The 25864-nt window shown below is 50.2% G+C and carries 23 protein-coding genes, 1 tRNA gene and 1 pseudogene; 8 read left to right on the forward strand and 17 right to left on the reverse strand.

Annotated features, from left to right (window positions below):
* Positions 1-58 precede the first annotated feature (58 nt).
* The 3 genes from FRZ59_RS01825 to FRZ59_RS01835 form a co-directional block, all read right to left on the reverse strand.
* Positions 59-775, reverse strand: coding sequence for a DUF8817 family protein (locus FRZ59_RS01825; protein ID WP_132127569.1), 717 nt, complete (start codon positions 773-775; stop codon positions 59-61).
* Between the two features lie 71 nt (positions 776-846).
* The gene (locus FRZ59_RS01830) at positions 847-1617 is read right to left on the reverse strand and encodes a helix-turn-helix domain-containing protein (protein WP_132127568.1); all 771 of its coding nucleotides are present in this window, start codon (positions 1615-1617) and stop codon (positions 847-849) included.
* A 66-nt stretch (positions 1618-1683) separates the two neighbouring features.
* A tRNA-Val gene (locus FRZ59_RS01835) sits at positions 1684-1758 on the reverse strand.
* A gap of 86 nt (positions 1759-1844) precedes the next feature.
* Between FRZ59_RS01835 and FRZ59_RS01840 the strand changes: the two genes are divergently transcribed.
* Positions 1845-2810 (forward strand): YihY/virulence factor BrkB family protein, encoded by a 966-nt coding sequence (locus tag FRZ59_RS01840; RefSeq protein ID WP_132127567.1) that lies wholly within the window; start codon positions 1845-1847, stop codon positions 2808-2810.
* On the opposite strand, the gene FRZ59_RS01845 is transcribed toward FRZ59_RS01840, so the two are convergent.
* Positions 2794-3522, reverse strand: coding sequence for an XRE family transcriptional regulator (locus FRZ59_RS01845; protein WP_132127566.1), 729 nt, complete (start codon positions 3520-3522; stop codon positions 2794-2796). The genes FRZ59_RS01840 and FRZ59_RS01845 overlap by 17 nt on opposite strands.
* A gap of 103 nt (positions 3523-3625) precedes the next feature.
* On the opposite strand from FRZ59_RS01845, the gene FRZ59_RS01850 reads away from it, so the two are divergent.
* Entirely contained in the window at positions 3626-3880 is a 255-nt protein-coding gene (locus FRZ59_RS01850) for a hypothetical protein (RefSeq protein WP_132127565.1), read from the forward strand.
* A 118-nt stretch (positions 3881-3998) separates the two neighbouring features.
* On the opposite strand, the gene FRZ59_RS01855 is transcribed toward FRZ59_RS01850, so the two are convergent.
* On the reverse strand, positions 3999-5900 hold the full coding sequence (locus FRZ59_RS01855) for a M56 family metallopeptidase (protein ID WP_132127564.1): 1902 nt from the start codon (positions 5898-5900) through the stop codon (positions 3999-4001).
* Positions 5897-6289, reverse strand: coding sequence for a BlaI/MecI/CopY family transcriptional regulator (locus FRZ59_RS01860; RefSeq protein WP_132127563.1), 393 nt, complete (start codon positions 6287-6289; stop codon positions 5897-5899). Before FRZ59_RS01860 ends, FRZ59_RS01855 begins: the two co-directional genes overlap by 4 nt.
* A gap of 337 nt (positions 6290-6626) precedes the next feature.
* On the opposite strand from FRZ59_RS01860, the gene rnk reads away from it, so the two are divergent.
* Entirely contained in the window at positions 6627-7037 is a 411-nt protein-coding gene (rnk, locus tag FRZ59_RS01865) for a nucleoside diphosphate kinase regulator (protein ID WP_132127562.1), read from the forward strand.
* Positions 7038-7097: 60 nt separating this feature from the next.
* On the opposite strand, the gene FRZ59_RS01870 is transcribed toward rnk, so the two are convergent.
* Genes FRZ59_RS01870 through FRZ59_RS01890 form a run of 5 tightly spaced genes read right to left on the reverse strand, consistent with a single transcriptional unit; the run spans position 7098 to position 11234 of the window.
* Positions 7098-7442 carry an L-rhamnose mutarotase gene (locus FRZ59_RS01870; RefSeq protein WP_192901589.1) on the reverse strand — a complete coding sequence of 115 codons (345 nt, stop codon included), beginning with the start codon at positions 7440-7442 and terminating at the stop codon, positions 7098-7100.
* The gene (gene fucP, locus FRZ59_RS01875) at positions 7439-8704 is read right to left on the reverse strand and encodes an L-fucose:H+ symporter permease (protein WP_132127561.1); all 1266 of its coding nucleotides are present in this window, start codon (positions 8702-8704) and stop codon (positions 7439-7441) included. Before fucP ends, FRZ59_RS01870 begins: the two co-directional genes overlap by 4 nt.
* Positions 8705-8714: 10 nt before the next feature.
* Positions 8715-9545, reverse strand: coding sequence for an amidohydrolase family protein (locus FRZ59_RS01880; RefSeq protein WP_132127560.1), 831 nt, complete (start codon positions 9543-9545; stop codon positions 8715-8717).
* Positions 9546-9548: 3 nt separating this feature from the next.
* Positions 9549-10427 (reverse strand): fumarylacetoacetate hydrolase family protein, encoded by an 879-nt coding sequence (locus tag FRZ59_RS01885; RefSeq protein WP_132127559.1) that lies wholly within the window; start codon positions 10425-10427, stop codon positions 9549-9551.
* 27 nt (positions 10428-10454) lie between these two features.
* Positions 10455-11234, reverse strand: a complete 780-nt coding sequence (locus FRZ59_RS01890) for an SDR family NAD(P)-dependent oxidoreductase (RefSeq protein ID WP_132127558.1) — start codon at positions 11232-11234, stop codon at positions 10455-10457.
* Positions 11235-11406: 172 nt separating this feature from the next.
* Between FRZ59_RS01890 and FRZ59_RS01895 the strand changes: the two genes are divergently transcribed.
* Positions 11407-11655 carry a hypothetical protein gene (locus FRZ59_RS01895; RefSeq protein WP_132127557.1) on the forward strand — a complete coding sequence of 83 codons (249 nt, stop codon included), beginning with the start codon at positions 11407-11409 and terminating at the stop codon, positions 11653-11655.
* An 18-nt stretch (positions 11656-11673) separates the two neighbouring features.
* Here the strand turns inward: FRZ59_RS01895 and FRZ59_RS01900 are convergent, their stop codons facing one another.
* The 6 genes and pseudogenes from FRZ59_RS01900 to FRZ59_RS01925 form a co-directional block, all read right to left on the reverse strand.
* Positions 11674-13230: a hypothetical protein gene (locus FRZ59_RS01900; protein ID WP_132127556.1), complete on the reverse strand. Its 1557-nt coding sequence runs from the start codon at positions 13228-13230 to the stop codon at positions 11674-11676.
* 110 nt (positions 13231-13340) lie between these two features.
* On the reverse strand, positions 13341-14393 hold the full coding sequence (locus FRZ59_RS01905) for an MBL fold metallo-hydrolase (protein ID WP_158640496.1): 1053 nt from the start codon (positions 14391-14393) through the stop codon (positions 13341-13343).
* Between the two features lie 103 nt (positions 14394-14496).
* Positions 14497-14982 (reverse strand): hypothetical protein, encoded by a 486-nt coding sequence (locus tag FRZ59_RS01910; protein WP_132127554.1) that lies wholly within the window; start codon positions 14980-14982, stop codon positions 14497-14499.
* A gap of 126 nt (positions 14983-15108) precedes the next feature.
* Complete coding sequence (locus FRZ59_RS01915; protein WP_132127553.1) at positions 15109-16596, reverse strand: glutamate synthase subunit beta; 1488 nt, start codon at positions 16594-16596, stop codon at positions 15109-15111.
* Positions 16589-21115: pseudogene (gene gltB, locus FRZ59_RS01920) on the reverse strand (glutamate synthase large subunit); the annotation flags it as partial. The pseudogene gltB and the gene FRZ59_RS01915, both read right to left, overlap by 8 nt.
* A gap of 215 nt (positions 21116-21330) precedes the next feature.
* Positions 21331-22197 carry a biotin--[acetyl-CoA-carboxylase] ligase gene (locus tag FRZ59_RS01925; RefSeq protein WP_158640497.1) on the reverse strand — a complete coding sequence of 289 codons (867 nt, stop codon included), beginning with the start codon at positions 22195-22197 and terminating at the stop codon, positions 21331-21333.
* A 67-nt stretch (positions 22198-22264) separates the two neighbouring features.
* Between FRZ59_RS01925 and rsfS the strand changes: the two genes are divergently transcribed.
* The 4 genes from rsfS to FRZ59_RS01945 all read left to right on the forward strand — a co-directional run bounded on the left by rsfS (position 22265) and on the right by FRZ59_RS01945 (position 25821).
* Positions 22265-22636, forward strand: coding sequence for a ribosome silencing factor (rsfS, locus tag FRZ59_RS01930; RefSeq protein WP_132127550.1), 372 nt, complete (start codon positions 22265-22267; stop codon positions 22634-22636).
* 90 nt (positions 22637-22726) lie between these two features.
* Positions 22727-24832 carry an ATP-dependent zinc metalloprotease FtsH gene (gene ftsH / locus FRZ59_RS01935; RefSeq protein WP_132127549.1) on the forward strand — a complete coding sequence of 702 codons (2106 nt, stop codon included), beginning with the start codon at positions 22727-22729 and terminating at the stop codon, positions 24830-24832.
* Positions 24833-24866: 34 nt separating this feature from the next.
* Positions 24867-25475 carry a LutC/YkgG family protein gene (locus FRZ59_RS01940; protein WP_225975139.1) on the forward strand — a complete coding sequence of 203 codons (609 nt, stop codon included), beginning with the start codon at positions 24867-24869 and terminating at the stop codon, positions 25473-25475.
* Positions 25476-25566: 91 nt separating this feature from the next.
* Positions 25567-25821 (forward strand): hypothetical protein, encoded by a 255-nt coding sequence (locus FRZ59_RS01945; protein WP_225975140.1) that lies wholly within the window; start codon positions 25567-25569, stop codon positions 25819-25821.
* The last annotated feature ends 43 nt before the right edge of the window (positions 25822-25864 follow it).

Consider the following 25864-nt stretch of genomic DNA (forward strand, 5'->3'; position numbering starts at 1 on the left):
AGCTATCAGCAGCCATTCTAGCGGCATTGAATACGAAAACGGAAGGTAAGCTATTGAATCAATCGTCCTGTTTCAATATCTCAATCTGCTTTTCCCTGATATTTCTCCAGTCGTCGCTATTTTCGCTATTACTGATAAGTTGATTTAGTTCAGAGTTCTCAATTTGCTTACCTAACTGTTTTTGAATATCTGCCAGTACCAATAGGTATTTCGCTTTATCCAGTCCTTGCAAACTGCTGCCAATGGCGGAATACCGGGGAAGCATCCTTTCCGCAAGTTTTGGGTCTTCTTTGGAATACAAAACGTCATAAAGGACAGCGAACAATTTTGCATATTCCGGGTTTGCCAATGTTCTAAAAAACCTGTCTTCTTCTGTAGACTTTGTTCCGATAAAGAGCGTATTACCACCCGGGTCGGTCAAAGTGAATCTGCGGTCTGCAATCAAATTACGTACTTTTGTAATCTTTGGAAATCCAGTCCGCGGGATTTTACCGTAATACTTTTTCAATGCAGTGGTAAAAAGACGGTTGACCTCATCCACATCCTTGACCATTAAAAAGCACATGGTTGAATTTTCTGAAGCTGTAGGTACTACCTTACGGTTGCCATAGAAATGTAATTCAATACTATTCCATTTCAACGAAGCATACGGATTGGGTGATGTGTATACTCCCAAAACTTCAAATCCCAACTCTTGGTAAAATGCTACCTGTGGCCGTATATCCGGACAAGGCATAATTGGAATGACTTTTTCCTGATTTTGTTCTCCCATCATTCATTTTTTTCTTTAAAAAGCAAAACTAACCTAATGAGATAAGTTAAAATTGGAAAAAATGGACATCCGGCTTACGTTGAAATCGGGACGTAGTTACTTGGGCTAAAACCGGAAAATTCCTTGAAATCGTTGATAAAATGGGCCTGGTCATAGTATCCGAGATCCAGAGCCTTATTTGTAAAACCGGCATAGTGGTGGCACGGAAATAAAGAGCTTTCAAAACGAAGTATTCTGGAATACAATTTCGGATTAAAACCCGCGAAACTTCTAAACCTTCTTTCAAACTGCTTTTGCGATAATAAGCTCTCTTTTGCTAAGTTTTTGATATTTACCTGCCCACGCAATTCTCTCATCTTTTTTATAGCATTTATTATAGAAAGATCAGTTTTTCGGTTGGAGTCAAACTTAAGTTTCAGGTATTGGGTCATTATTTCAACCCGCTGATTGAATCGATTACTGTTTGCTAAACGGTGAGCAATCAGGTCAGCATCCGAACGCATAATTTCATGAAGGTCTATATATTGATTACCCAAATCGCTTGCTGAAACTTCGAAAAAATAAGGAATGGCATCGGAGTATAACGATACTCCAAATATTTCGGAAAGCCCGCCCGTTTCTATGCAACTATAATTGGCGGTATGACCCTGTAAAACACTAAAAGCAGGCTGCGTTCCGGGATTAAAAGCAAAAACAAGTTCCGTATTGGTATTGGCTGTAGAATGATAGTTGCTGCGTTCCTGAACACCCGTGGTCCACCAGCCACACCAAAAATGGCTTACAAAATCCTTCAGCCCCTTATCAGGCAGAATGACTTCATAGGTAATTCCTCCAAAATGCTTCACATCGACTGATGGGCTTTTATCCAACAAAAAGCCGCTCTTCTTACGAAAAACGGCTTCTTTATTTTGTGGGAGCTACTGGGTTCGAACCAGTGACCCCCTGCTTGTAAGGCAGGTGCTCTGAACCAGCTGAGCTAAGCTCCCAAATGGGAATGCAAATATAGAGTTTACCGCGCTATTCCCCCAAATTATTTTAAAAAATTTGACATGGTTTTTGCATTGTTCCGGTTATGCCAAAACGAAATTTGCTGAAGAAGATCCTTTTTCTATTTAAGGGCTCCGTTGCGGGCTTTGTGGATGACAAGGTAATGAAGCTCAGCGCGGCGCTCGCCTATTATACCGTTTTCTCCATCGGCCCCATGCTAATGGTCATCATTATGCTTTGCAGTATATTTTACGGCAAAGAGGCCATTGAGGGAACGATCTATAGTGAGATCAGCACGTTCGTGGGGAGTAAGGCAGCGCTGCAGATACAGGAGATCATCCGAAATGCGGCCATTTCAGATAATTCTACCCTGGCGGCGATCATAGGCATAGGAACATTGCTGTTCGGCGCGACCGGGGTGTTTGTAGAGATCCAGGACTCCATCAATTTCATTTGGGGGCTCAAGGCGAAGCCCCAAAAGGGCTGGCTAAAGATGCTGCTGAACCGGCTTCTGTCTTTTTCGCTGGTGATTGGCCTGGGCTTCGTACTCCTCGTGTCCCTGGTAGTGGACAGCCTCATCGAGTTTCTTAATGAAAAATTGCTTGCCATGTTTCCGGAAGCAGCGGTGATCTGGGCCTATACGATCAATACCGCGCTTAACTTTGTCATCACGGCGCTGCTTTTCGGGATCATCTTTAAGGTACTGCCTGATGCCCGGATCAAATGGAAAGACGTGGGCGTAGGCGCCTGCTTTACCGCCCTGCTGTTTCTGCTTGGGAAGATGGCCATCGGGTATTATATGGGGCAGGTAGATACCGCCAGTTCTTACGGGGTAGCCGGTTCGCTGGTGGTGGTGCTGCTTTGGGTTTACTATTCGGCGGCTATCCTGTATTTCGGAGCAGAATTCACCCTGCAATACGCTCAGGAATACGGAAAACATATTTACCCGGACACCTATGCCGTTTGGATTGAAAAGGTGGAGGTACAGCACAAGGAATCCCTGGAAAAAGTAAAGAAAGTCAGGGGCCCGGCGGCTAAATCATCACCGTAATTTTTCCTTTCACCAGGTGAAGGGAAAGGATCGATCTTTTTTCAATAACGATATCCCCGCTGAAGGCAGGGTTCACGGCTCTCAGGATGACTTTCTTTTTATCCTTATGTTCTGCCAGAAGCCGGATCGTTTTAAGGCTGTTCGCATTCTCGTCCGTAATTACCAGATACGCTTCTCCCCAGAGGATAATATCGGGGTTCTTAACTGCCTTAACGGCAATAATATCCCCATGAAGGTATCTAGGGTACATGCTCTCACCATAATAAGGGAGGTAAGCGGTGCAATCATTGAAAGGCATAAAATCAATATAGTACTCCGGAGCTTCATTTACGAGGGAAAAGCCTTCCTCTCTGCCGTATTCTCCCTCATGGAGCTTTGTACTGAAATAAGGGACTCCGGTACGGTTCTCTTCGCGGTTTCTTTCTTCTTCAGGGCTCCCCGCTCCTTCCTCGCTCTGCTGGCTGAGGCCGGCCTGAACTGCCTTCCCCGTCAGGGGCCCGCCGGGGAGAAACATGTCCCCTTCCCCGGTTTTCAGCCATTCAGGGTTAGCCTGGAAGGCAAGCTTCAGCAGATGAGTAACGCCGTCCACCGAATTACGCCCCCGTTCAATATCGGAAATGGACCCTTGCCGGCGGCCGATTGCCTTTGCCAGATCGCCCTGGGAAAGATTAAGTGCGCGGCGAAGGGCTTTCATTCGAAGATGTTCGTTCATGTGTTGAAATTTTACAGGTAGAACTATAAAAAAATAGCAAAACTATTTTTACCTTTACATACCGGACGCTTGACCCACCCGGATATAACACATCTATAAAATTATGAATTTATCAGAAAAAAACGGCTGTTCCATTAGCGAGCGCTTGGAAAAAAGCCTAAAAGACTTCCTGGAGTATCATTCCCCGGCTTTTCTGGGAAGGAACATCCGGAGAATGGCCTTTCTTTATTTAAGGCAGTCACTCCGCGAGGGCTTCCATGATGAAATGCCGGACTTCCTGGATCAGCTGGACACGCTCCTGGACTTCCTGGATATTGCCGAAGAGGAAACCGCGGCCTGGAGAACCGGGAAAGCCTAACGTGGGTTTACCCGGCCGTTTTTCACCCGGCCGTTTCTGAAACGGCCGGGTGGGCGCGTGAGGTCCTTTATTAATATGGTTGCCCTTGTTACCCCGGCTGAGCGTCTTATGACCTCCTTCAGTTTTGTTCAGGCTCATTCTGCTGTTGCCTGTTCTCGCTCGCACGTTGTTGATTTTCCTTAGCGCGCTGCTGGTTTTCACGCACGCGTTGTTGGGTTTCAGCCGCGCGCTTCCGGCTCTCTTGAAGGTTCCGCTCTGCTTGTTCCTGATTCCGTTGTAGGTTTCGGTGGTATTCTTCCATTTTCCGCTCGTATTCTTCCAGCCGGGGTTTATTTTCCTTTTCCCAGTTTTTCATCTTAAGCTCAAATTCCTTCATTTTCGGCTCGTTGGCTTTGGCCCAGGCCTCCATCTGCTCTCCGTATTCTTCGCCCCATACTTCCATTCTCTTTCCAAACTCTTCCATAGAACGCTCGAATTCTTTCAAGCTCTCTTCGTCAAAATTGAACTCCGGGACCTTGCTGCTGTCGCCGCCCATCACAAAATTCATGGACCAGTTGGCGATCGCTGCGCCGAAATCTCCCATGCTTGCGCCGAATTGCGCCCAGCTTGCCGAATCAAGAACCGGTGGAGCCGGCGGCGTTGGTGGAACCGGAGCGGCGGACATGGACGGTAAGGGAGGAATAGCCGGAAGGGGAGGCATAGCAGGTACGGCAGGGGCAGCCGGTAAGGGCAGGGTATCCGATGCAAGGAACGGAAGTTCCCGGTTATTTTCCACGAAAACCGGGGAAGCATTGGCTGAAGGCGAGGGATAGGCTGAAGGGGAAGCCGCTGTGGTTCCGGTTTCAGCATTCACCTCCTCGCTATCCCCTCGCGGGTCGTTTGCGCGGCGGACTTCTACCGTATTTCCTCCTGATACAGGCAATGTATCGGCTCCGTCCGTTTGCCTTTGACCTGTTTCAATGGACAAAACCTGTGCATCTTCCTCTGTGGAAGAAGAAAATACGCGGCCTGAACCGGAAAGCAGTAAAAAGACGATCAATGCAGCTGCCAGCGTGCCGGCGGGAAGAAGGCCCGAAGGGCGGGCGGGTTCCTGGCCAAGCAAGCGCTTAACCCTTTCCAGGAGCGGTTGCTCGCGTTTTCCTGAAAAAGCCAGCAACAGCTTCCCGTTCTTTTCCGCCTGCATCCATTCTCCCATTTCAGAAAGAGCGAAAGCCAGCGTAACAGGATTGCATCCTTGCCGGGTGGCTACATCGTCACAGCATAACTCTCTTTCCCGGCGAACGACGCCACTGATCCACCAGATGCCCGGGTGAAAGAAGTAAATGATCTCCGCCAGTGACTGAAGGAGATTTATCAGGAAGTCGCTTCGGCGGATATGGGCCAGTTCGTGGGCCAGAATAGCTTCTACCTGTTCCGCAGGAATAGCGGCCAGCATGCCGACCGGCACAAGGATCAGGGGTTTCAGGTGCCCGATCATCACGGGAGCGTTTACCATAGCTGACTCTGCGAGCCTGACAACCCGGCGTATCCCGTTCTCTTTTGCCATGCGGGCGAGCCTCAGCGTCCATTGCGCCGGCGCCGGAAGAGCGTGTGTTTTCAGTCGCTGCAGGAACCAGATACTTCCGGCAAAACGCAGGCTCAGCATCACCACACCTGCCATCCAGCCGGCCAGGAAAAGAAAGAGGTTACGGTAAAAGAAAGCGGCAATGCTTTCAAAGTACCCCGGCGAGCCGGCTTCTTCCGTAAAGGCAGCCGGGAAGGCACCGGCGGCCCGGGCCGAAGCGCTGGTTCCAGAGAAATGCTCATAACAAACCAGGAAGGTACCGACAGACAAAACAGCGATGGCGGCTATCGCAGCCAGCGCTGCCCCGTAACGCAGTCTTGGAGAATGCCTGCGCAACATGGCCAGGACCAGCATTAATAAAAGGGCAATTCCGGCAACCTGCCAGATAGCATGGACCAGCGTCCAGCCTAATGCCTGGATCATGTCCGATTGCAGCAATGATTCAATAGTTTTCATTTTTTTCCTCCTTCCAGTTGATCTAACAGCTGACGGATCTGCTTCAGCTCGTCTTTAGTTGTTTTTCCGTTTCCAAGGGCTTGCATAACCAGGCTGGCAGCCGAACCCCGGAAAGAAGTCTCCATAAATTTTTCCAGCAGGTGCTGCCGGGTCTCTTGTTCTTCCGCAAGCGGCGTATAAATATGTGTTCGCCCCTCTTCCCTCCTGCTCAGCATTTCTTTCGCATACATGATCTGGATGATCTTAAGGGTAGTGGTATATCCCGTTTCCCTTCGCTGGTTCACCAGGTCATTCACCTGGCGCACGGTAGCCGGGCCATGCTCCCATAATATTTCCAGTATTTCCAGCTCTGCTTCGGTTGGCTTTGGCCTGTGTTTCAGCTTGTTCATAATTACGAATAGTTTCGTAGTTCAAATGTATACGAAACGTTTCGTAGTTCCAAATCCTCCATATTAAATTTCGGTAAAAAATTAATTACATTTAAAACAACCTTTCCGGATTTCCTTTGTTGTTGAATTTTTAGTAGTATTGAAAGAATGTTGATCAGCTTGTCATATAATCCCTCGTTTTCCCCTGCATGCTCCACCACGTGCAAGGGCGACGGTACAATGGCAACCGCCTTCAACACATTCACCCCGGACCTTTAATTCTACTTCGGTGCCGGGGTTACCAACCGGCCGAACAGTTTTTCACTTATTTATTTAACGAAGATTAAAAAAGCATACAATGGAACACTCCATCACAGTAACAGATCATGACTACAAAAAGCTCCTGCAGTGTCTTCAGGATGCAAGGTATTCTTCCAATGTGCCCACCATGGCCATTACCAAGCTCGGCGAAGAATTAAAAAAAGCGGTTAAGGTGCCGTCAAAGAAAGTAACTACCAACGTGGTTACCATGAACAGCCGCGTGTCCATTGAAGACATGGAAACCAAACGGGAATTTGAATTGACTATCGTTTACCCGGCGAACGCGAATATTGCGGAAAAAAGGGTATCGGTACTGGCCCCGATCGGGACGGCGCTGCTGGGTTATACTGAAGGCAGTATCGTTGAGTGGGAAATGCCGAACGGCATGAAAAGACTCCTTATAAAGAAAATTCTTTACCAACCGGAAGCCCACGGAAACGTGGAGTAAACTCCGGGTTTTGTCATATTGAAGCAGGTTCCGGCGGCAAGCCGGGGCTGCTTTATTGTTTCACAATTCTTCCAGCCCGAAAATCTTCTCCATCAGCATCCATTTCTCGCCGGGTTTTGCCTGCGGAAGGGGTTGCTGGAACTGCCAGACAAATTGCTCCCATTCCTGTACTTCCGGATTATTGCGGTCCATTTCTTCCTTCCGGGCAAATGAAAAGCTTTCATTCACTTCCATGATCATGAACATCCGCGTTCCAAGCAGGTAAATATCCATTACCTCCACACCTGCATCCCGGATGCTTTTGATGATGGCGGGCCGCAGCCGGCGGTGCTGCCGCTTATACTCCGCTATCAGGGCCGGATCATCTTTCAAATCAAGCGTCAGGCAATAACGTCTCAGGCTCATGCGGACACCTCCCTGATCTTATACCCGCTAAGGCCATAATACATGACCACCAGGAAGCAAAGCGCCGGAAGCCAGAAACAAGCCTGAATGCCTGCTGTGTCGCTTACTGCGCCGACAATAGGCGGAAGCGCCGCCCCGCCGACGATGGCCATTATAATGAACGATGATCCAAGCTTGGTATTCGTTCCCAGGTCTTTTACACCTAAGGCAAAAATGGTAGGGAACATGATGGACATAAAGAAATTCAGGCCCAGAACGGCATACACAGCCACATACCCGCCGGCGTAAATTCCCACGAGGCAAAACAGGAAGGCGAAGAGCGCGAATATCCAAAGTAAGCGCTGCTCCTTCACATAGCTCATAAGAAAGGTGCCAATAAAACGCCCGGCAACAAAGAGAAAGGTCCCTGCGGCAAGGAAGGTTCCCGAAGCGGCTTCCTTGGAAATCCCCGGAAGCAGGTGAGTCACGTAGTCAATGGTAATGCCCCAGATGCTGGCCTGGGCCCCTACGTAAAAAAACTGGGCGATAATGCCCCTGGTCAGGTGTTTGTGCTGGAAAATAGAACGGTCAAATCTGAGCTTTCCGCTATTAGCCGGCTCCGGCATTTTTGTAAGCGAGAACAGGAAGGCCACGAAAAGTACCGCCACAGCGATACCGATATAGGGCACAATGACGGCATCGGCAGCTTTCTGTTTGCTGGCCTGGGTAAGCAGCTCGCCTTCGTTACCCGCAAAGATCAGCTGGGAAGCGAGGACAGGCCCGACGATCAGCGCCACGCCGTTAAAAGACTGCGAAAGATTGAGCCGCTGGACGGCGGTCCGGGGGTTCCCGAGGATGGTCACGTAAGGATTGGCAGCGGTTTCAAGAAAAGCCAGCCCGCTGGCAATAATGAACAAAGCGCCCAGAAAAAAAGCAAATGTTAGCGTTTCCGCAGCCGGAATAAACAGCAGCGCCCCGGCGGCATAAAGCAGCAGGCCCAGGATAATGCCTCTTTTATACCCCTTCGTCTCCATAAAGAGGCCGGCGGGGATAGCGACCAGGAAATAACCAAAATAGAATGCGGTCTCCACCAGCAAGGCCATGGACCTGGAAATATTGAACAGTGGCTGAAAATGGGCGATCAGGGCGGAATTCAAAATATTCGCCAGCCCCCAGAGAAAAAATAAACTGGTTACCAGGATAAAGGGAATCAGGTATTTCTTTCCCATGCCATTGGACATTTCAGATCCGGCAGGGTTAACGGGAGTAGCGGGTATTGCCATTGATTAGGGTTTAGAGTTCCAGGTTATAAACATCTACTGCATTCTGATACCATACTTCATTTTCCTGCGCAAAGAGACGGTCTTGCAGGTAATGGGTAACCACCGCCTTCGTCCGGGCGTAATCCGCAGCCAGCAGGCAAACCGGCCAGTCAGAACCAAACAGCAGCCGGTAAGAACCAAAGGCGTCAAACACAACGTCCAGGTAAGGCTTAATATCTGCTTCCTTCCAGGACTTGTGATCGGCCTCGGTAACCAGCCCCGAAACCTTGCAGTAAATATTGTCAAAACGAGCCAGGGCGCGGATTTTTTCATCCCAGGGATAAATGATCCCCTGCCTGATATAGGGTTTCGCTATGTGATCCAGTACAAACTTCTGATCCGGGAACTGCTTCACAAGCGCAATGGCATCGTCAAGTTGATTGGGATAGATGACGATATCATAGGTATAGCCGAACTTCTCCAGCTTTCCTATCCCATGAAGAAAAGCTTCCTGCAGCATAAAGCCTTCCGGCTCCGCCTGCACGATATGGCGGAAGCCCTTTAATTTTTTATACTGCGAAAAATGGGCGAGCCGTTCTTCCACATCCGGAGCGAGCAGATCGATCCAGCCTACTACCCCTTTTATAAAATCATGCTCCTCAGCCAGCCTGAGCAGAAAACGCGTCTCCTCTTCGGACTGCGCGGCCTGCACGGCCACACAAGCATCAATCCCGTTCTCCCGGTAAACCGGCAGGAGGTCTTCGGGCAGAAAATCCTGCCGGATAGCCTGCATTTCGTCCGTTATCCAGCTGTCACGTACCGGGTCAAAATGCCAGAAGTGCTGATGGGAATCAATAATCATTTTTTACACGGTCGTGGTTTTCCTTACTGCTTCATAAGCAACCGCTTCCTGGCGGGATTCTCCCAGTTTTTCAATGCCCAGCTCCACTACATCTCCCGGGCGGAGGTAACGCGGCGGGTTCAGGCCCAGGCCTACGCCTGAAGGTGTTCCGGTGGAGATCACGTCGCCGGGAAGCAGCGTCATAAAGCGGCTGATATAACTCACCAAAAAAGGGATTTTATAAATAAGATCGGAAGTATTGGAGTCCTGCAGCTTTTCACCGTTCACTTTGAGCCAGAGATTGAGCTGATGGGGGTCTTCTACTTCATCTTTCGTTGCCAGGAAAGGCCCCAGCGGAGCAAAGGTGTCGGCGCTTTTTCCCTTTACCCATTGTCCGCCGCGTTCAATCTGGAATTCGCGCTCACTATAATCGTTAAGCAATGCGTAGCCCGCCACATAGTCCATGGCCTCCGCCTCTTCTACGTAAGCAGTTCTTTTTCCGATAATAACGGCCAGTTCCACTTCCCAGTCCGTTTTAACGGAGTCCTTAGGGATTATCAGGTTATCATTGGGCCCGCAAAGCGAAGAGGTAGCCTTAAAGAACAGAACCGGCTCCTTCGGAACATCCATGCCGCTTTCGGCCGCATGCTTTGCATAGTTGAGGCCTACGCAAATTATTTTGGAAGGATTTGCAATGCAGGGGCCTAAACGGACGTCGGCTGCCACATTCGGGCAGGCGGGCATATTTACCCGGAACCAGGCATCTAAACGCTGGATCCCATCGGTTTCGAGGAATTCCTGTGTATAATCTTCACCAAAAGCGCTTACGTCGTACCTTCTGTCTTCGTCGTCAATTAAACCGGGGCGTTCCTCTCCTGCGTCACCGAATCGAAATAATTTCATAAAATATATCCTTGTTTGAACCGCAAGTTAAGTATTCAGTTTTATAAATCCACCGTCAATGGGATAATCGCAGCCGGTAATGAAACCTGCCTCGGCAGAACACAGGAACAAGGCAAGCGCAGCTATTTCTTCCGGGCTCGCCATGCGTCCGATGGGCTGGGTCTTCGCCAGCTGCTCAAACATTTCCTTCTCCCTGCCCGGGTAATTCTTTGCCAAAAAACCGTCCACGAAGGGAGTGTGTACCCGCCCCGGGGAAATACAATTGCAGCGGATGCCATCGCGAACATAATCTTTTGCTACCGAATACGTCATGGTCAGGACGGCCCCTTTGCTCATGGAATAGGCAAACCGGTCAGGAATACCCACCGAGGCTGCCACCGAGGCCATATTCAGGATCACGCCGCCGCCATTCGCCTTCATACTGCCAATCAATGCATGCATGCAATTGTATACTCCCTTTACATTCACCCGGAAAATCCGGTCAAAATCACCTTCGGAAGTCCCTTCCAGGTTGCCTACGTGTGCGATACCGGCATTATTCACCAGGATATCCACCGGTTGCCTGTCCAGGATAGCCGCCACCTGCTGCTTCACCTGTTCCTGGTCGGAAACATCGCAGCTAACCGCGGTGGCATCACCTCCTTCGGCCTGAATTTCTTTTGCCGTCCATTGTGCCTGCTCTGCATTCATTTCAAAGATATAGACCCTGGCCCCCTTGCGGGCAAATAATTTGGAGATAGCGAGTCCAATCCCGCTGCCTCCTCCCGTTACAATGGCTGTTTTGTTATTTAAATTGAAATCGGACATATTGATTATAGCTATATTTTCACCTGAGGATCATTCTGCTCCGATATTCGATAAAAATATTCAAACCAGCAAATACGCCAGAAAAATGCCGGTTCTAAGCATGGAAAAAACCCGCAAAATGACTATCTTTAAGCATTTCATCATAATTAGCGGATAATTAAACACCAGCGCCATGAACCGAATTTCTATACTGCAAGCAGCCTGTCTTTTGATTCTTTCTTCCTGTAACCCGGCCCAGGAACAGCGAACGCAGGAAACAGCCGATTCCCTTCAACGTGAAATGGAACAGGAAATGGATACGGCAACCCAGAAGATCGATAGCCTGGGGGACACCCTTAAAGATGCTACTAACGAATTCCTGGACGAAGCAGGAAAAACGCTTGAGAAAGCCGGGGAAAAGCTAAAAGAAGCGGGTAATTAACCGCTTTCTTATATTGCATTAATGACCGTAATATAAATAGATGGCTCCATAAGTCCAGTTGGGCCCTTCAACACCCGGGTAATTATACCTGTCCATCATCAAAGCCACGTACCTGACCGGGTACCCGTCCGGGAGCTGGACCACATTGGGCCATATCCGTGTTCCTGCGTGTTCATCCCAGGGCGGCAAATCCATTTTCAGCGTACCCACCTCTTTTAAATCCGGGTAGGAGTAAATATAGACTTCCCGCTCACTGCTTCCGGAAAAGCAAAAAAACCTGCCGTCAATTTTCTGAATGGAGGTACCGGTGGCATCCCGCGTACCCGGGCCGGCAATCTGGCTGTAGTCCCCGTTCCATTTTGCGGACTCAAGCATAATGCATTTAAATCCCGATATGTTCTCGCATGCCAGCATCCGCCATTTATCCACGGCTTCATCATAAATAATGTGCGGGTCTTCAATATTCCCGACGATTCCCATGGGTGCCGCCTTCATTACTGAAAAGCCAAACCTTGGGTCTTTATCGCTCAAAACTGCCAGCAGCTGCTTTTTTTCGGTATCCTTATTCGCAAATGCACTGAATCCGGTGGTTATTCCTTTCCAGCTTTGGGAGTTCCTGTCATAAAAAATATGAGAGGCGACTTCATTTCGTAGCAAGCCGTCATTGCGGTCGAATACGATAATGCCTTCCAGCCTGAGGTCGAATACACCCGGGTTAAGGCTGAATACCCCCTGGACAGGATGCGGCAATCCTCTTCCGCGAATAGTCATGGTGTACCAAATCCTCCCCTGGTCCAGCAAGGGCTCACCGTTCTCATAAGTGATCGCCCGTATATCGGCCAGCCCTATGCCGGTTGTAAGCGCTGATTCAATCCTGCTTATCTCCACCTTTCCGGACTTCAGCGCTAAATGCAGCTGAGACTGGAATGATCGTATATGTTTTATCTCCCTTAAATCAAGGTATTGATTGAATTCACCCTGGCCGATCACCTGCGGCAAACCTTCGTCCTTTACATAGACGCTTAATCCGCTGCCCAACATCTGAACGATAAGCTGGTTTCCTATCTTCAGATCTTTATCAGCGTTTTTAGCAATGGACCCGCTGAAAACCGTTGCGCCGCCGGACTTCACGGTCAGGCTCACATCTTTAACCGTATCTTCTATAAAGGCTACGGAAACGATAAATTGCTGCCGGCGCCCTGCATCGGAAAATTCAAACCCTATTTCGCCTTCCCCCGTTATTGCTGAAATATCAATAAAATACGTGGAAAACGGATTAAACCCGCCGAACCAAATGCTTGTTTGGGTTTCTTTTTCCGACTGAATAACCAGCTTTTCATTGCGGACAGCGACCCCGGCCTTTTCAGGAAAATGATGCCCGACAGGATACATGGATGGCAACCCGACGATCTCCTTTGGGTTCAAACTTGCCAGGGAGATGGATTGAGCCGGGTCAAAGATCAGCCGTCTGACACTCTGTCGTACGAATTGGATCTCATCCGGGTTTGTTTGGGAAAACACTTTACCGGCATCAAAAAAGAGGATCGCCGGGAGCAGAAGATAGTGAAGTTTCATGTAAAGGCTGGTTCGGGTATATTTATACCTTCGATATTCGATAAAAATATTTAAACCGGCAAATTTCCGACGGGAATACCGCTTTAGTGATCGAACATTCGTGCGGTGAATCAGGGATTTCCCTGCGTGGACCCTTTCTCCAGGCTCCACCACGCCGCCGACGGGTAATTGCCGCCAATCACTACCGGTTCCCCGATTTTGGGAGTAGCTACTTTTACGTTCATTTCATTTGCCTCTTTCACCAGGCGGATAACAGGGTCGTCCCAGGCATGGAGCGAGAGAGAAAACCGGCCCCAATGCACGGGCAGCAGCGCCTCGCCTTTCAAGTCAATGGCAGCCCGGACGGTTTCTTCCGGCATCATATGGATAAGCGGCCATTGAGGATTATACTGCCCGTTCTCCAGGATCACCATGTCAAAGGGGCCGTATTTCCGGCCTATTTCCGCGAAATGTTTCCCGTATCCCGAATCTCCGCCCAGGTACAAGCGGCAGTCAGCGGTTTCCAATACGTAGGACGCCCACAACGTTTTATTCCGGATAAAGCCTCTTCCCGAAAAATGCCTTGCCGGAGTGGCCGTCAGTTTCATTTCTCCCGGCAGTTCTGCAGACTCTTCCCAATCCAGTTCCGTGATCCGGCTTTCTTCAATTCCCCAAAACGCTAAATGCGACCCAACCCCCAATGGAGTATAAAAAGCCTTTACCGTTGAGCGAAGCTGCCGGATCGTCCGGTGATCAAGGTGATCGTAATGGTCATGGGTAAGGATAACGATGTCAATACGCGGCAGATCCTTCAGGGGAATATCGGTGGAAAAAGCGTATGCCTTCGGCCCCAGGTAAGAAGAAAAAGAGGCACGCTGGCTAAAGACCGGATCTACCAGCAGGTTTACGCTTTCGGTTTGAATTAGATAGGAGGAATGCCCGAACCAGGTGACAACAGGTTTGCCGCTAACCGCCGGGAAGCCGCTGGACACTACAGGAAGGCTTTCGGCCGGCGACCTCCGCGAATCTTTCCGCATCGACTCCCGGATCATCCGCAAATAAGAAGCGTCTTCGCTAAGCATGGAGGTAACTTCCTGGTTCCGGAAGGCATTCTCCCGGTAATTCGGCGAGGCCTTTATACGCTCCAGCCGGTTACCGGCGGGCAATTTTCCTAATGAACGCAATCGCATAACGGAATTTAATTGTTCAAATTTACACTATAAGTATTCAACCTGCCGGACCCAAACAAAAAAGGCCCTTTCGGGCCTGTGTTATCGTTTGTCAAAGCTATTGAACATTAAAAGTGCGTTCTACTTCCTTGAGTGTCATCTTTTTCAGGTCAACTTCGGGATGCGCCTTTAACGCTGCTCCTTCTATCAGTACAATCTTACACAGGATCTCTCCAGAGGGAGGATCAATTTCAATATTATTGATCCCTACCATTTGAATTTCCAGGCTGTACGGAAATGTATTGTATAAGATAGAAACATCATTGTATACCTGCGGCAAGGCATCAAACAGGCCTTCCCCGAAGTCAAGATATACCAAAACCGCCCCGTTATCATGGATGTTCTCTGTCAAATCCGGTACTTCAAACTCCGTCAGGTAGCCATACACGCCGCCATTTTCAAACGGCTCCCATGAATTGGCGCTAATAGACACGTGGTCTGTAAAAGCGGCAGGCGGTATATAGATATCATCATCGTTATCATTACAGGCTACCAGGCCACCGGTTGCCATGGTCAGCATCAGCATATGTTTAATTAGTTTCATAACCTGTTTTTTTTAGTTAAACCATCTTTAAAGTGGAAATAACAAAAAACGGGCCGCATTGCGACCCGAATTGTAATATTTGGATTACCTTAAAATTGTGATCTTCTTTCGGGCTAAACCCGAACTTTAAACTTGTGTGACAGCATCCAGGTACACCTGCGATACGTCGCGGCATTCCAGCTTGGACGCTCCCTGCAGGTATTTGTCCACCTGGTAAGCAGCCTCACGACCTTCGGAAATAGCCCATACTACCAGGGATTGGCCGCGGCGCATATCGCCTGCAGCAAACACCTTTTCGATGGAAGTCTGGTAATTGCTGGCTTTCACATTTCCGCGTTCGTCCAGTTCGGTTTCCAGCTCTTCAAGCATTCCATTGTGCTGGGGATGAACAAAACCGGCGGCGATCAGGGCCAGCTCGCAGGGAAGTTCTTGTTCTGTACCCGGAATTTCTACCATTCGCATGGGTTTTCCCGGCTCAGTAGCTTTCCATTCTACCTGTACGATCTTCAGTGCCCGCAGGTTCCCTTCCGCATCGCCGATAAATTCCCTGGTATTGATGCACCATTCACGGGAGCAGCCTTCTTCATGAGAAGTGGATGTCCGCAGGATCATGGGCCAGTTGGGCCAGGGCGTCGACGGGTTGCTTCCTTCGGGCGGCTTGGTCAGCAGTTCTACCTGGATCACAGATTTCGCTCCGTGGCGGATAGACGTACCCACGCAGTCAGAGCCGGTATCGCCGCCTCCGATCACGATCACGTTCTTGCCGCCGGCAAGAATATCTTCCTCCTGGAAAGGCCGGCCGCTTACCCGCTTATTCTGCTGACGCAGAAAGTCCATCGCAAAATGAACGCCTTTGAGATCTCTGCCCGGTACGGGAAGATCGCGCGGAATAGTGGATCCCCCGGTAAGGACAATGGCGTCGTATTCGTACAGGAGATTGTTCACCTTTATATTCACACCTACATTGGCGTTGGTGCGAAATTGAATTCCTTCTTCTTCCATCAGCTTCACACGTCGTTCCACCACCCATTTTTCCAGCTTGAAATCCGGGATCCCGTAGCGGAGGAGACCGCCAACTGCGTCGTCCCGTTCAAATACCGTGACCCAGTGGCCGGCGCTGTTCAATTGCGCGGCGGCAGCCAGCCCTGCCGGGCCTGAACCTACAACAGCGACCTTTTTACCGGTGCGTTCTTTCGGGACCCGCGGTTTCACCAGGTTGCGCGCCCAGGCAGTTTCAATGATGTTCTTTTCAATTTCTTCAATGGTCACGGCGGGCTGGTTAATGCCCAGCACGCAGGAAGCCTCGCAGGGAGCAGGACAGATCCTGCCTGTAAACTCCGGGAAATTATTCGTCGAAGAAAGCACTTCGTAGGCGGTTTCCCAGTCACCCCGGTAAACAGCGTCGTTAAACTCCGGAATAATATTTCCCAGCGGACAGCCACTATGGCAGAAGGGCACTCCGCAATCCATGCAGCGCGAAGCCTGCTCCTGTACCTTGTCTTCTCCGTATTGATCATATACGTACAGCTCCCTGTAGTCGCGAATACGTTCTTCAGGATCTCTTTTACCCGGAAGCATTCTGGTATGCTCCAGGAATCCGGTTGGTTTACCCATTTATCACTTCCTCCTTCTCAGCTTGTGCAGCTGCCTCTTGTTTCATTTTTCTTTCCAGGACTGCTTTGTATTCGGTAGGCATTACCTTTACAAAGCTCCTCAGTTTATTCGTCCAATCTGCCAGGATGGCGGCTGCCACCTCCGAACCGGTATATTCATTATGATTGCGGATCAGCTTGTTCAGCAGGTCAATATCGGCCTGGTCAAGGGGATCGAATTCAATCATGCCCATATTGCAGCGTGATTTGAATTTTCCGCTTGCATCAAATACATAAGCAAGCCCGCCGCTCATTCCCGCGGCAAAATTGCGCCCTGTTTCTCCAAGTATTACCGCAACGCCTCCTGTCATGTACTCGCAGCCATGATCGCCTGTCCCTTCCACTACTACGGTAGCTCCCGAGTTACGAACGCAGAACCGTTCCCCGGCGAGGCCGCGGATATAGGCTTCTCCGGAAGTAGCTCCGTAAAACGCGACGTTCCCCGCGATTATATTTTCTTCCGCCTTAAAACTGGCTGTCCGGTCAGGGTAAAGAAGCAGCCTGGCACCGCACAGGCCCTTACCGAAATAGTCGTTTGCATCGCCTTCCAGTTCAAGTGTCAGGCCGCTCGTCGCAAATGCGCCAAAGCTCTGACCTGCGGATCCGCGGAATTTGTAATGGATCGTATCATCCGGCAGGCCGGGGCCTTTATATATTTTCGAAATTTCATTGGAAAGCATGGCGCCCACCGTCCGGTCATAATTATGGATCGGGAACTCGTCCTTTACACGCTCCGCTTGCTCCAGCGCCGGTTTTGCCCTTTCAATCAGCTTCCAGTCAAGGACTTCCTTCAGCCCGTGATCCTGCGGGATCTGCTTATACAGCCCTACCGATTCACTTGCCGGTTCTTTATAAAGCATGGCTGAAAGGTCCAGGTTTTTGTATTTCCAGTGAGATGAATTGTCCCTTGCTTCCAGGCGGTCCGCTTGTCCTACCATTTCATTAATGGTGCGGAAGCCCAGCTCGGCCATGATCTCGCGCAGCTCTGTGGCCAGGTAGGTAAAGAAATTGACCACGTGCTGCGGGTCGCCGGTAAAGCGTTTGCGCAATTCGGGATCCTGGGTCGCAATTCCTACCGGGCAGGTGTTCAGATGGCATTTGCGCATCATGATACAACCTTCCACGATGAGTGCCGCCGTAGCGATTCCCCATTCTTCCGCACCCAGCAGGGTGGCGATGGCCAGGTCGCGCCCCGTCCGTATTAAACCGTCCGTTTGCACCGTTACCCGGCTCCGGAGGTTATTCTTAACAAGCGTCTGATGCGTTTCAGCCAGCCCCAGTTCCCAGGGCATACCCGCATGGCGGATAGAACTGATGGGCGAAGCCCCTGTTCCCCCGTCATGGCCCGAGATCAGGATCACGTCCGCCTTCGCTTTGGCTACTCCGGCGGCAATGGTCCCCACTCCGGCTTCCGACACGAGTTTCACATTGATACGGGCCTCTCTATTGGCATTTTTCAGGTCGAAAATCAATTGCGCGAGGTCCTCAATGGAATAAATATCATGGTGAGGCGGCGGTGAGATCAACCCTACGCCCGGTGTGGAATGCCGTACGCGGCCGATCCATTCATCCACTTTATGGCCGGGCAACTGTCCTCCTTCCCCGGGCTTTGCACCCTGGGCCATTTTTATCTGCAGCTCGCTGGCATTGCTTAAATAATAACTCGTAACGCCGAAACGGCCGGAAGCAACCTGCTTAATGGCAGAGCGTTCCCAATCACCGTTGGGCTTGCGTTCAAAGCGTATTTCATCCTCCCCTCCTTCGCCGGAATTGCTTTTTCCGCCGATACGGTTCATGGCAATGGCAAGGGTGGAATGCGCCTCGTGTGAAATGGATCCGAAAGACATGGCGCCCGTGGCGAAACGCTTCAGGATATTTTCGATGGGTTCTACCTCTTCCAGGGGAACCGGCGTTCCCGGCTTGATCCGCAGCCGGCTGCGCAGTGTACATGCCCGCTTTTCCTGGTCGTTCACCACGCGGGTGTACTTCTTGAATACCTGGTAATTCCCGGTACGGGTAGAAAGTTGCAGTAAATGAATGGACTCAGGGTTCATTAAATGAAACTCCCCGCGCCGCTTCCACTGGTAAACGCCCCCGGTTTCCAACTTGGGATTGGCTACGGGCGCCTCCGGGAAGGCTAATTTATGACGTACAAGCACTTCCCTGGCAATATCGTCCAGGCCCAGGCCGCCGATACGGGAAGTGGTGCCGGTAAAATATTTAGCGATCAGCTGTTTATTCAGGCCTACCGCTTCGAATATCTGGGCGCCGTTATAAGATTGAAGGGTTGAAATACCCATCTTCGACATGATCTTCAGCAAACCGTCGCCCACGGCCTTAATATAGTTCTGATGAAGCTCCTCTTCGCCCAGTGTCGTCTCAATAACGCCGTCCCGTTTCATGCTGCTGATGGTTTCCAGCGCCAGGTAAGGATTGATGGCGGAGGCGCCGTAACCGATAAGCGTCGCAAAATGATGGGTTTCCCATACGTCGCCAGCTTCCACAACCAGGCCTATCTTGGCACGAAGCCCTTTCCGGATAAGATGATGGTGAACGGCGGCAACTGCGAGCAGCGAAGGAATAGGCGCGTGGTCGCTGTCGATACTGCGGTCAGAGAGCAGGATAAACTCATAACCCTCCTCGATCACTTCGGCAGCGTAGCGGCAAACCCGGTTAAGCGCCCTTTCCAGTGACCCGGGTTTACCGTCGGCATGGAAGACGATGGGAATGGTACGGGTTTGGAAATTCGCATGATCTATATAACGAAGCTTTTCAAGTCCTTTATTGGTCAGTACAGGCTGCCGGAGTGAAACCACATGGCATTGCCGGGGGTTTTCTTCCAGGATATTCAGCTGGCTTCCTACATAAGTCACCAGGGACATCACCAGCCGTTCCCTGATGGAATCAATGGGCGGGTTAGTAACCTGTGCAAATAATTGCTTGAAATAATTGGCCAGGTGCTGGCTTTGATGGGAAAGTGCAGCCAGCGGCGTATCGTTCCCCATGGAACCAACCGGTTCCTTGCCGGCTCCCGCCATGGGTCCCAGGATCATTTTCAGATCCTCGGTGGTGTACCCGAAACTCTGCTGCCGCTTAAGGATCACTTCATTGTCCAGGAGAGGCAGGTAAGTACGGCGCGCCGCCGGAAGGTCTTTCAGCCGTATCTTGTATTTATCGATCCATTCCCGGTAGGGTTTACGGCTGCAAATATCTTTTTTCAGCTCGTCGTCACTGATGATGCGCCCTTGTTCGATATCGGCTACGAACATCTTACCAGGCTGAAGGCGTCCTTTGAAAATCACTTTTGCCGGGTCAATGTCCAGCACGCCCGACTCGGAAGCCATCACCACGTAATCATCGTTGGTAACCAGGTAGCGGGAAGGGCGCAGTCCGTTCCTGTCAAGGGTAGCCCCGATGATCTTTCCATCGGTAAAGGTAATGGAGGCCGGGCCGTCCCAGGGCTCCATCAGGGCCGCATGGAACTCATAAAACGCTTTCTTGGCATCATCCATTTCCTCGTTGCCGGACCAGGCTTCGGGAATCAGCATCATCATTACCTGGGGCAGCGGGCGCCCTGCGAGCGTAAGCAGCTCCACCACATTGTCCAGGCTCGCAGAATCCGAATTCGTCGGATCGCAAACCGGGAGGATCATATCCAGTTCTTCCTTCGTAAACACGGAAGATTCAAAGGTGGACTCGCCGGCCCTCAGCCAGTTCAGGTTACCCTTTACCGTATTGATCTCGCCATTATGGGCGATGTACCGGAAGGGCTGCGCCAGTTTCCAGGAAGGGAATGTATTGGTCGAAAAGCGCGAATGCACTACCGCAAGGGCAGAAACCACCCGCTTATCCTGCAGATCGGGAAAGTAGGGAGCCACCTGCTCGGTAAGCAGCTGCCCCTTGTATACGATGGTTTTGTAGGAAGAAGTGGCTATATAAAAATCTTCCGCTTTGGGAATCGCCTCCCGGATGATATGCGTGGAATGCTTCCGCCAGATAAACAGCTTCCGCTCAAATGCTTCGGGATCGCTGATATCGTCCGGAGACTGGATGAAAAGCTGTTCCATTACCGGCTCCCCTTCCAGGGCCATGCTGCCCAGGTCTTCGTTCGCCGTTGGCAGCGAGCGGTAACCCAGCTGCTTCATCCCCAACTCTTCCAGCTTGCGTTCCAGGGTTTCCTTGCATTCTTCACGCACCTTTTCGTTCCTGGGAAAGAACACGACGGCCACTCCGTATTTCCCGAAAGAAGGGAGTTTAAAGCCCAGCTTCAGGCATTCATCATAAAGGAATTCATGGGGCATTTGTATCAGGATACCCGCACCATCCCCGGTATTCTCTTCACATCCGCAGGCTCCGCGATGGTTCATACGCTTTAACATATGAAGCGCATCATTCACCAGCTGGTGCGATTTACGTCCCTTTAAATGAGCAATAAACCCAACACCACACGCGTCATGCTCGAACTGAGGATCGTATAGTCCCCCGGCTGTCCCTTTTTCATTCTTTCCCTTTCTCTCATATAATCAATATAATCCTACCTTATTTATACTTTCTGCAACAAAAATTGTTTTAACAAGGTATTTTTTTAATGGAGCGTGAAATTAATTATAAAATTCGTAATTCTGAAATTATTCCTGAAGCACTTGAAAATCCTTGCAAAATTATTTATTTTCCGCATCAAATACAATATACAGCGCTACAGGAACACAATCTCCTTTTTTTCAAACGTCAGCAGCCCCGTTTCTGTTTCCACCAATAGTTTTCCTTCGTGAGTGATACCGGTGATGACCCCTTCGAAGGGCTCCATCTCACTTGTACCCGGCTTGCTTTCTCCCGGGCCCGGGAGCGGCCTTTCCACGGCAGACTGGGGCGCTGCCGGCTGACTGCCGGCCACCTGTTGCTCCCGGCCTGGGCCGGACCGGAACAACTGCTTTTTTCCATAGCCCAGAAGATGCCTGAGATAGCTTTCCTTCAGGTCCTTGCGGCCGCCACCCTTTAATTGAAGAAAGCGGGCCTCGATGCTTTGACAGAGTAGCCCCAGCAGGGGCTCCAGGGGTAAGGCTGTATTGGTTTCCCGCATTAAAGAAGTAGCGCGGGGCAAGCCGGGGAAGCGTTCCTGGTTCACATTTAGCCCTATGCCTATCACGGAGGTTTTGAGTGCAGCGCCTGCTAGTAAATTTTCTATAAGTATTCCCCCCAGCTTTTTCTTACCTGCATAAATATCATTCGGCCACTTAATATGGCAATCGTTCCCAAGAACCGGCTTCAGGGTGTCGAGAATCCCAAGGCTTACGGCCATGCTCAGGTAGAACTGGTCGGCCGGAAGCAGGAAACTGCATCCCAGGACGATGCTGAATGTCAGATTCTTACCAGGTTCGCTAAGCCAGGAATTACCTGCCTGCCCCCGGCCTTGTTCCTGGCCTTCTGCCAAAATTACAGTACCATCAGGCAATGGCCCAGAATTTGCCAGTAATAACTTAGCATAGTTATTGGTGGAATCGACCTTCGTTAAAGTAAGAAGATTTTTACCGATAAACAATGCGTTATTTGTGGAAATTTGCAATGTAAAGCTTATTTTAGTGTCCTGTGCAGTATTGACAGGATAGATCTTACAAAACTAAAAGATTTGAATGGTATTAAAGAAAAGAAAGGATGATCCCGGGTTGATACAGGACATTGCCGTTCAGGGGATCATCGAAAAAAAAGGCCAGGAAATCGTCTGCCTTGACCTTCGAAATGTTAACACTTCTGTAGCTGATTATTTCATTGTTTGTCATGCCGAGTCGGGGACTCAGGTCCGCGCCATTGCGGATTCGGTCGAAGAAGAGATCTATAAGGCATTCAGGGAAGATCCCTGGCAAAAGGAGGGCGTGGAAAACAGCGAATGGATTATTCTGGATTATGTTACTGTAGTAGTACATATATTCAAGAAAGAAAAACGCTATTTTTACGGCATTGAAGAATTATGGGGCGATGCCGAAGTGATTTATCAAAGCGCCTGACACCTGGAAGCACCTTTAAAACAAAACAGGTGGGCACAGGTTATTACAGAAATAATCCCGACAGGGGATAATCGATTGAATAAGAATTAAATGGAAAAACAGCGAGCGAGAAAGGGAGAACAACGAATGCCCCAGGGAAAGCGAAAAGCGCCTAAACCGCCGAAATTCAATTTCATGTGGATATATGCCATTATTTTCGCAATAATAATTGGCTTTCAACTACTCAATAATTTTGGCACCAGCCCTGTAAATATACCGAAGCAGCGTTTTATGGCCGAGATGCTGCAATCGGGAGATGTCGATAAGGTACAGGCTTATAAAGAAGGAGACGTCACCAAGGTGGAGGTCTTCATCAAGAAGGAACGTCTTGCCGATGCTGAATACAAGGATGCCCCTTCTTCTTCATTTGGAAATAATACCGGCCCGCATTACTTTTTTAACGTACCGTCCTTTGAAAGCCTGGATGCTGAAATGCAGGAGGCCCAGAAGGAACTGCCTGCCGCCGACCAGGTGGCTCCCAGGCTGCTGACCCAGCAGAATAATTATTTTACCGATCTCCTTCTTACCTGGCTGCTGCCGGTGGGGATCGTCATTTTAATATGGGTACTCCTCATGCGCCGCCTCGCCGGAGGCTCAGGCGGCCCCGGTGGCCAGCTATTCAATATCGGGAAATCCAAAGCCACCTTATTCGATAAGGAATCACAGGTAAACATTACCTTCAATGACGTAGCGGGGCTGGAAGAGGCCAAGCAGGAGGTAATGGAAGTAGTGGACTTTTTGAAAAGCCCGAAAAAATATACCAGCCTGGGCGGAAAGATACCCAAGGGGGTATTGCTGGTAGGATCGCCCGGTACCGGTAAGACGCTGCTCGCGAAGGCGGTTGCCGGTGAAGCGCAGGTGCCCTTCTTTTCCCTGTCAGGTTCCGATTTTGTGGAAATGTTTGTCGGTGTGGGCGCCTCCAGGGTGCGTGACCTCTTTAAGCAGGCACGTGAAAAAGCGCCTTGTATTATTTTTATCGATGAAATTGACGCCATTGGCCGGAGCAGGGGCAAAAACCAGATAATGGGCGGGAACGATGAACGCGAGAATACGCTGAATCAGCTGCTGGTGGAAATGGACGGCTTCGGCACGGATACCGGTGTAATTATTATGGCGGCCACTAATCGGCCGGATGTACTGGATTCCGCTTTGCTTCGTCCCGGCCGTTTTGACCGGCAGATCTCCATAGACAAGCCGGACCTGCATGGCCGTGAAGAGATATTCAGGGTACACCTGAAGCCCTTGAAAACTGCCCGTGAAGTAGATCCGAAAAAACTTTCGGCGCAAACCCCCGGCTTTGCAGGGGCGGAAATTGCCAACGTGTGCAATGAGGCGGCGCTGATTGCCGCGCGCAGGGACAAACTGGAAATCGACATGCAGGATTTCCAGGATGCGATAGACCGGGTCATCGGCGGCCTGGAAAAGAAGAATAAGATCATTTCTCCCGAAGAAAAACGCATTGTAGCCTACCACGAATCGGGTCACGCCATTGCCGGCTGGTTCTTTGAACATGCCGATCCGCTCGTGAAGGTTTCCATTGTTCCCCGCGGGGTAGCGGCGCTGGGTTACGCGCAGTACCTGCCCAAGGAACAGTACCTGTACACGACCGAACAGCTGATTGACGGGATGAGCATGACCATGGGTGGAAGAGCAGCCGAGGAAATTGTATTCGGACGTATCTCAACCGGGGCGCAGAATGACCTCGAAAGGGTGACCAAACTCGCTTATGCGATGGTTACGATCTATGGCATGAATCCCAAAGTGGGTAATATCTCCTTCAATGATCAGCAAAACGAATATGGCTTTGGAAAGCCGTATTCCGAAAAAACGGCCGAACTTATTGATAATGAAGTGCGGGAACTGATCGCGGGCGTATATGAGCGTACCAAGAACCTGCTGGTGGAAAAAAGGGAAGGGCTTGAAAAACTTGCAGACGCATTGCTGAAGAAAGAAATACTTTTCCAGTCAGACCTGGAGGAAATATTGGGTAAACGTCCGTTTGCGACGCATACCACGTATGACGAGTTTGTCAATGGCGCCTCTTCCGGCACCCCTCCCACCGAGCTGCCGGAAAGTCAGCCTTCCGACAGCCCCGCCAGTGAAGGAGAGTCAATCGAAAGTGACAACAAGGACGAAAAACCAATATTAAAGGACTGACGCTTTGAAACCTATTACTACTCCTAAGGAGAGAATGCTAAAGAAGATCAGGAAAGCGTTGATCGAAAAAAGAGAGAACCCTTACCCGGAAATTGAACCAACTTCTTTATATCCCGATCCGGAAGACTCCCTGGACATTGTTTTTGCCGAGGAACTCACCAGGGTGAACGGGGAGTTCCTGTATTGCGAGGACCAGATCCAACTGATAGAGAACCTGCTGTCTTTAAGCAGCCAAAAGAAATGGCGGCATATTTACTGCTGGGAGAATAAGCTCCAGTCCCTGCTCCGCAATTACGAATTTCCTTTCCGTTCCGATGACAAGGATTTTGAGCAGGCGGAAGTGGGAATCACCTTATGCGAGGCGTTGATTGCCCGGAATGGCAGCGTTCTCGTTTCTTCTGCACAAAACAGCGGCCGCCGCCTGTCCGTGTACCCGCATGCGCATATTGTGATCGCTTATTCCAGCCAGCTCGTAGCCGATTTAAAGGACGGCTTTGGCTTGCTAAAGGAAAAATACGGGGAAAAGATACCTTCTTATACCGGCGTTATCACCGGCCCGAGCCGCACGGCGGATATCGAGAAAACACTGGTGCTGGGAGCCCACGGCCCGCGGGAACTCTACGTGTTTCTTCTCGAAGAATAAAATTTCAGCCTCGCCTTTTGGCAGACTTCTTGCACTTTTTCCCGGAACCAACGCTTTAAAATTTATGAACAACCGGGAAAAGCTTGAATTAATGGACAAAGTCCTGCGGGAGCTGGAAGACCTCAAAAACAGTCAGGTAGCCCTTATTAACAAAGCCGCCAAACTGCAGGTGGACAACATGGAGCTGAACGACCAGGAACTGGATGAAAAACTGGGAGATGTTCACAACCAGCTATCCGAATCCCTGGACGCCATCACGGAAGTACAGATCCATTTCGAAGAACGGCGCGATAAATTCGAATCCGACCACGGCCTGATCGAAAACCCCGAAGGCGGCGAGCAGTAATTGATCCAGACCGGCGCAATCTTTTCCGCCGCCGCCTTCTATT

Source organism: Anseongella ginsenosidimutans (genome assembly GCF_008033235.1).
GTDB lineage: Bacteria > Bacteroidota > Bacteroidia > Sphingobacteriales > Sphingobacteriaceae > Anseongella > Anseongella ginsenosidimutans.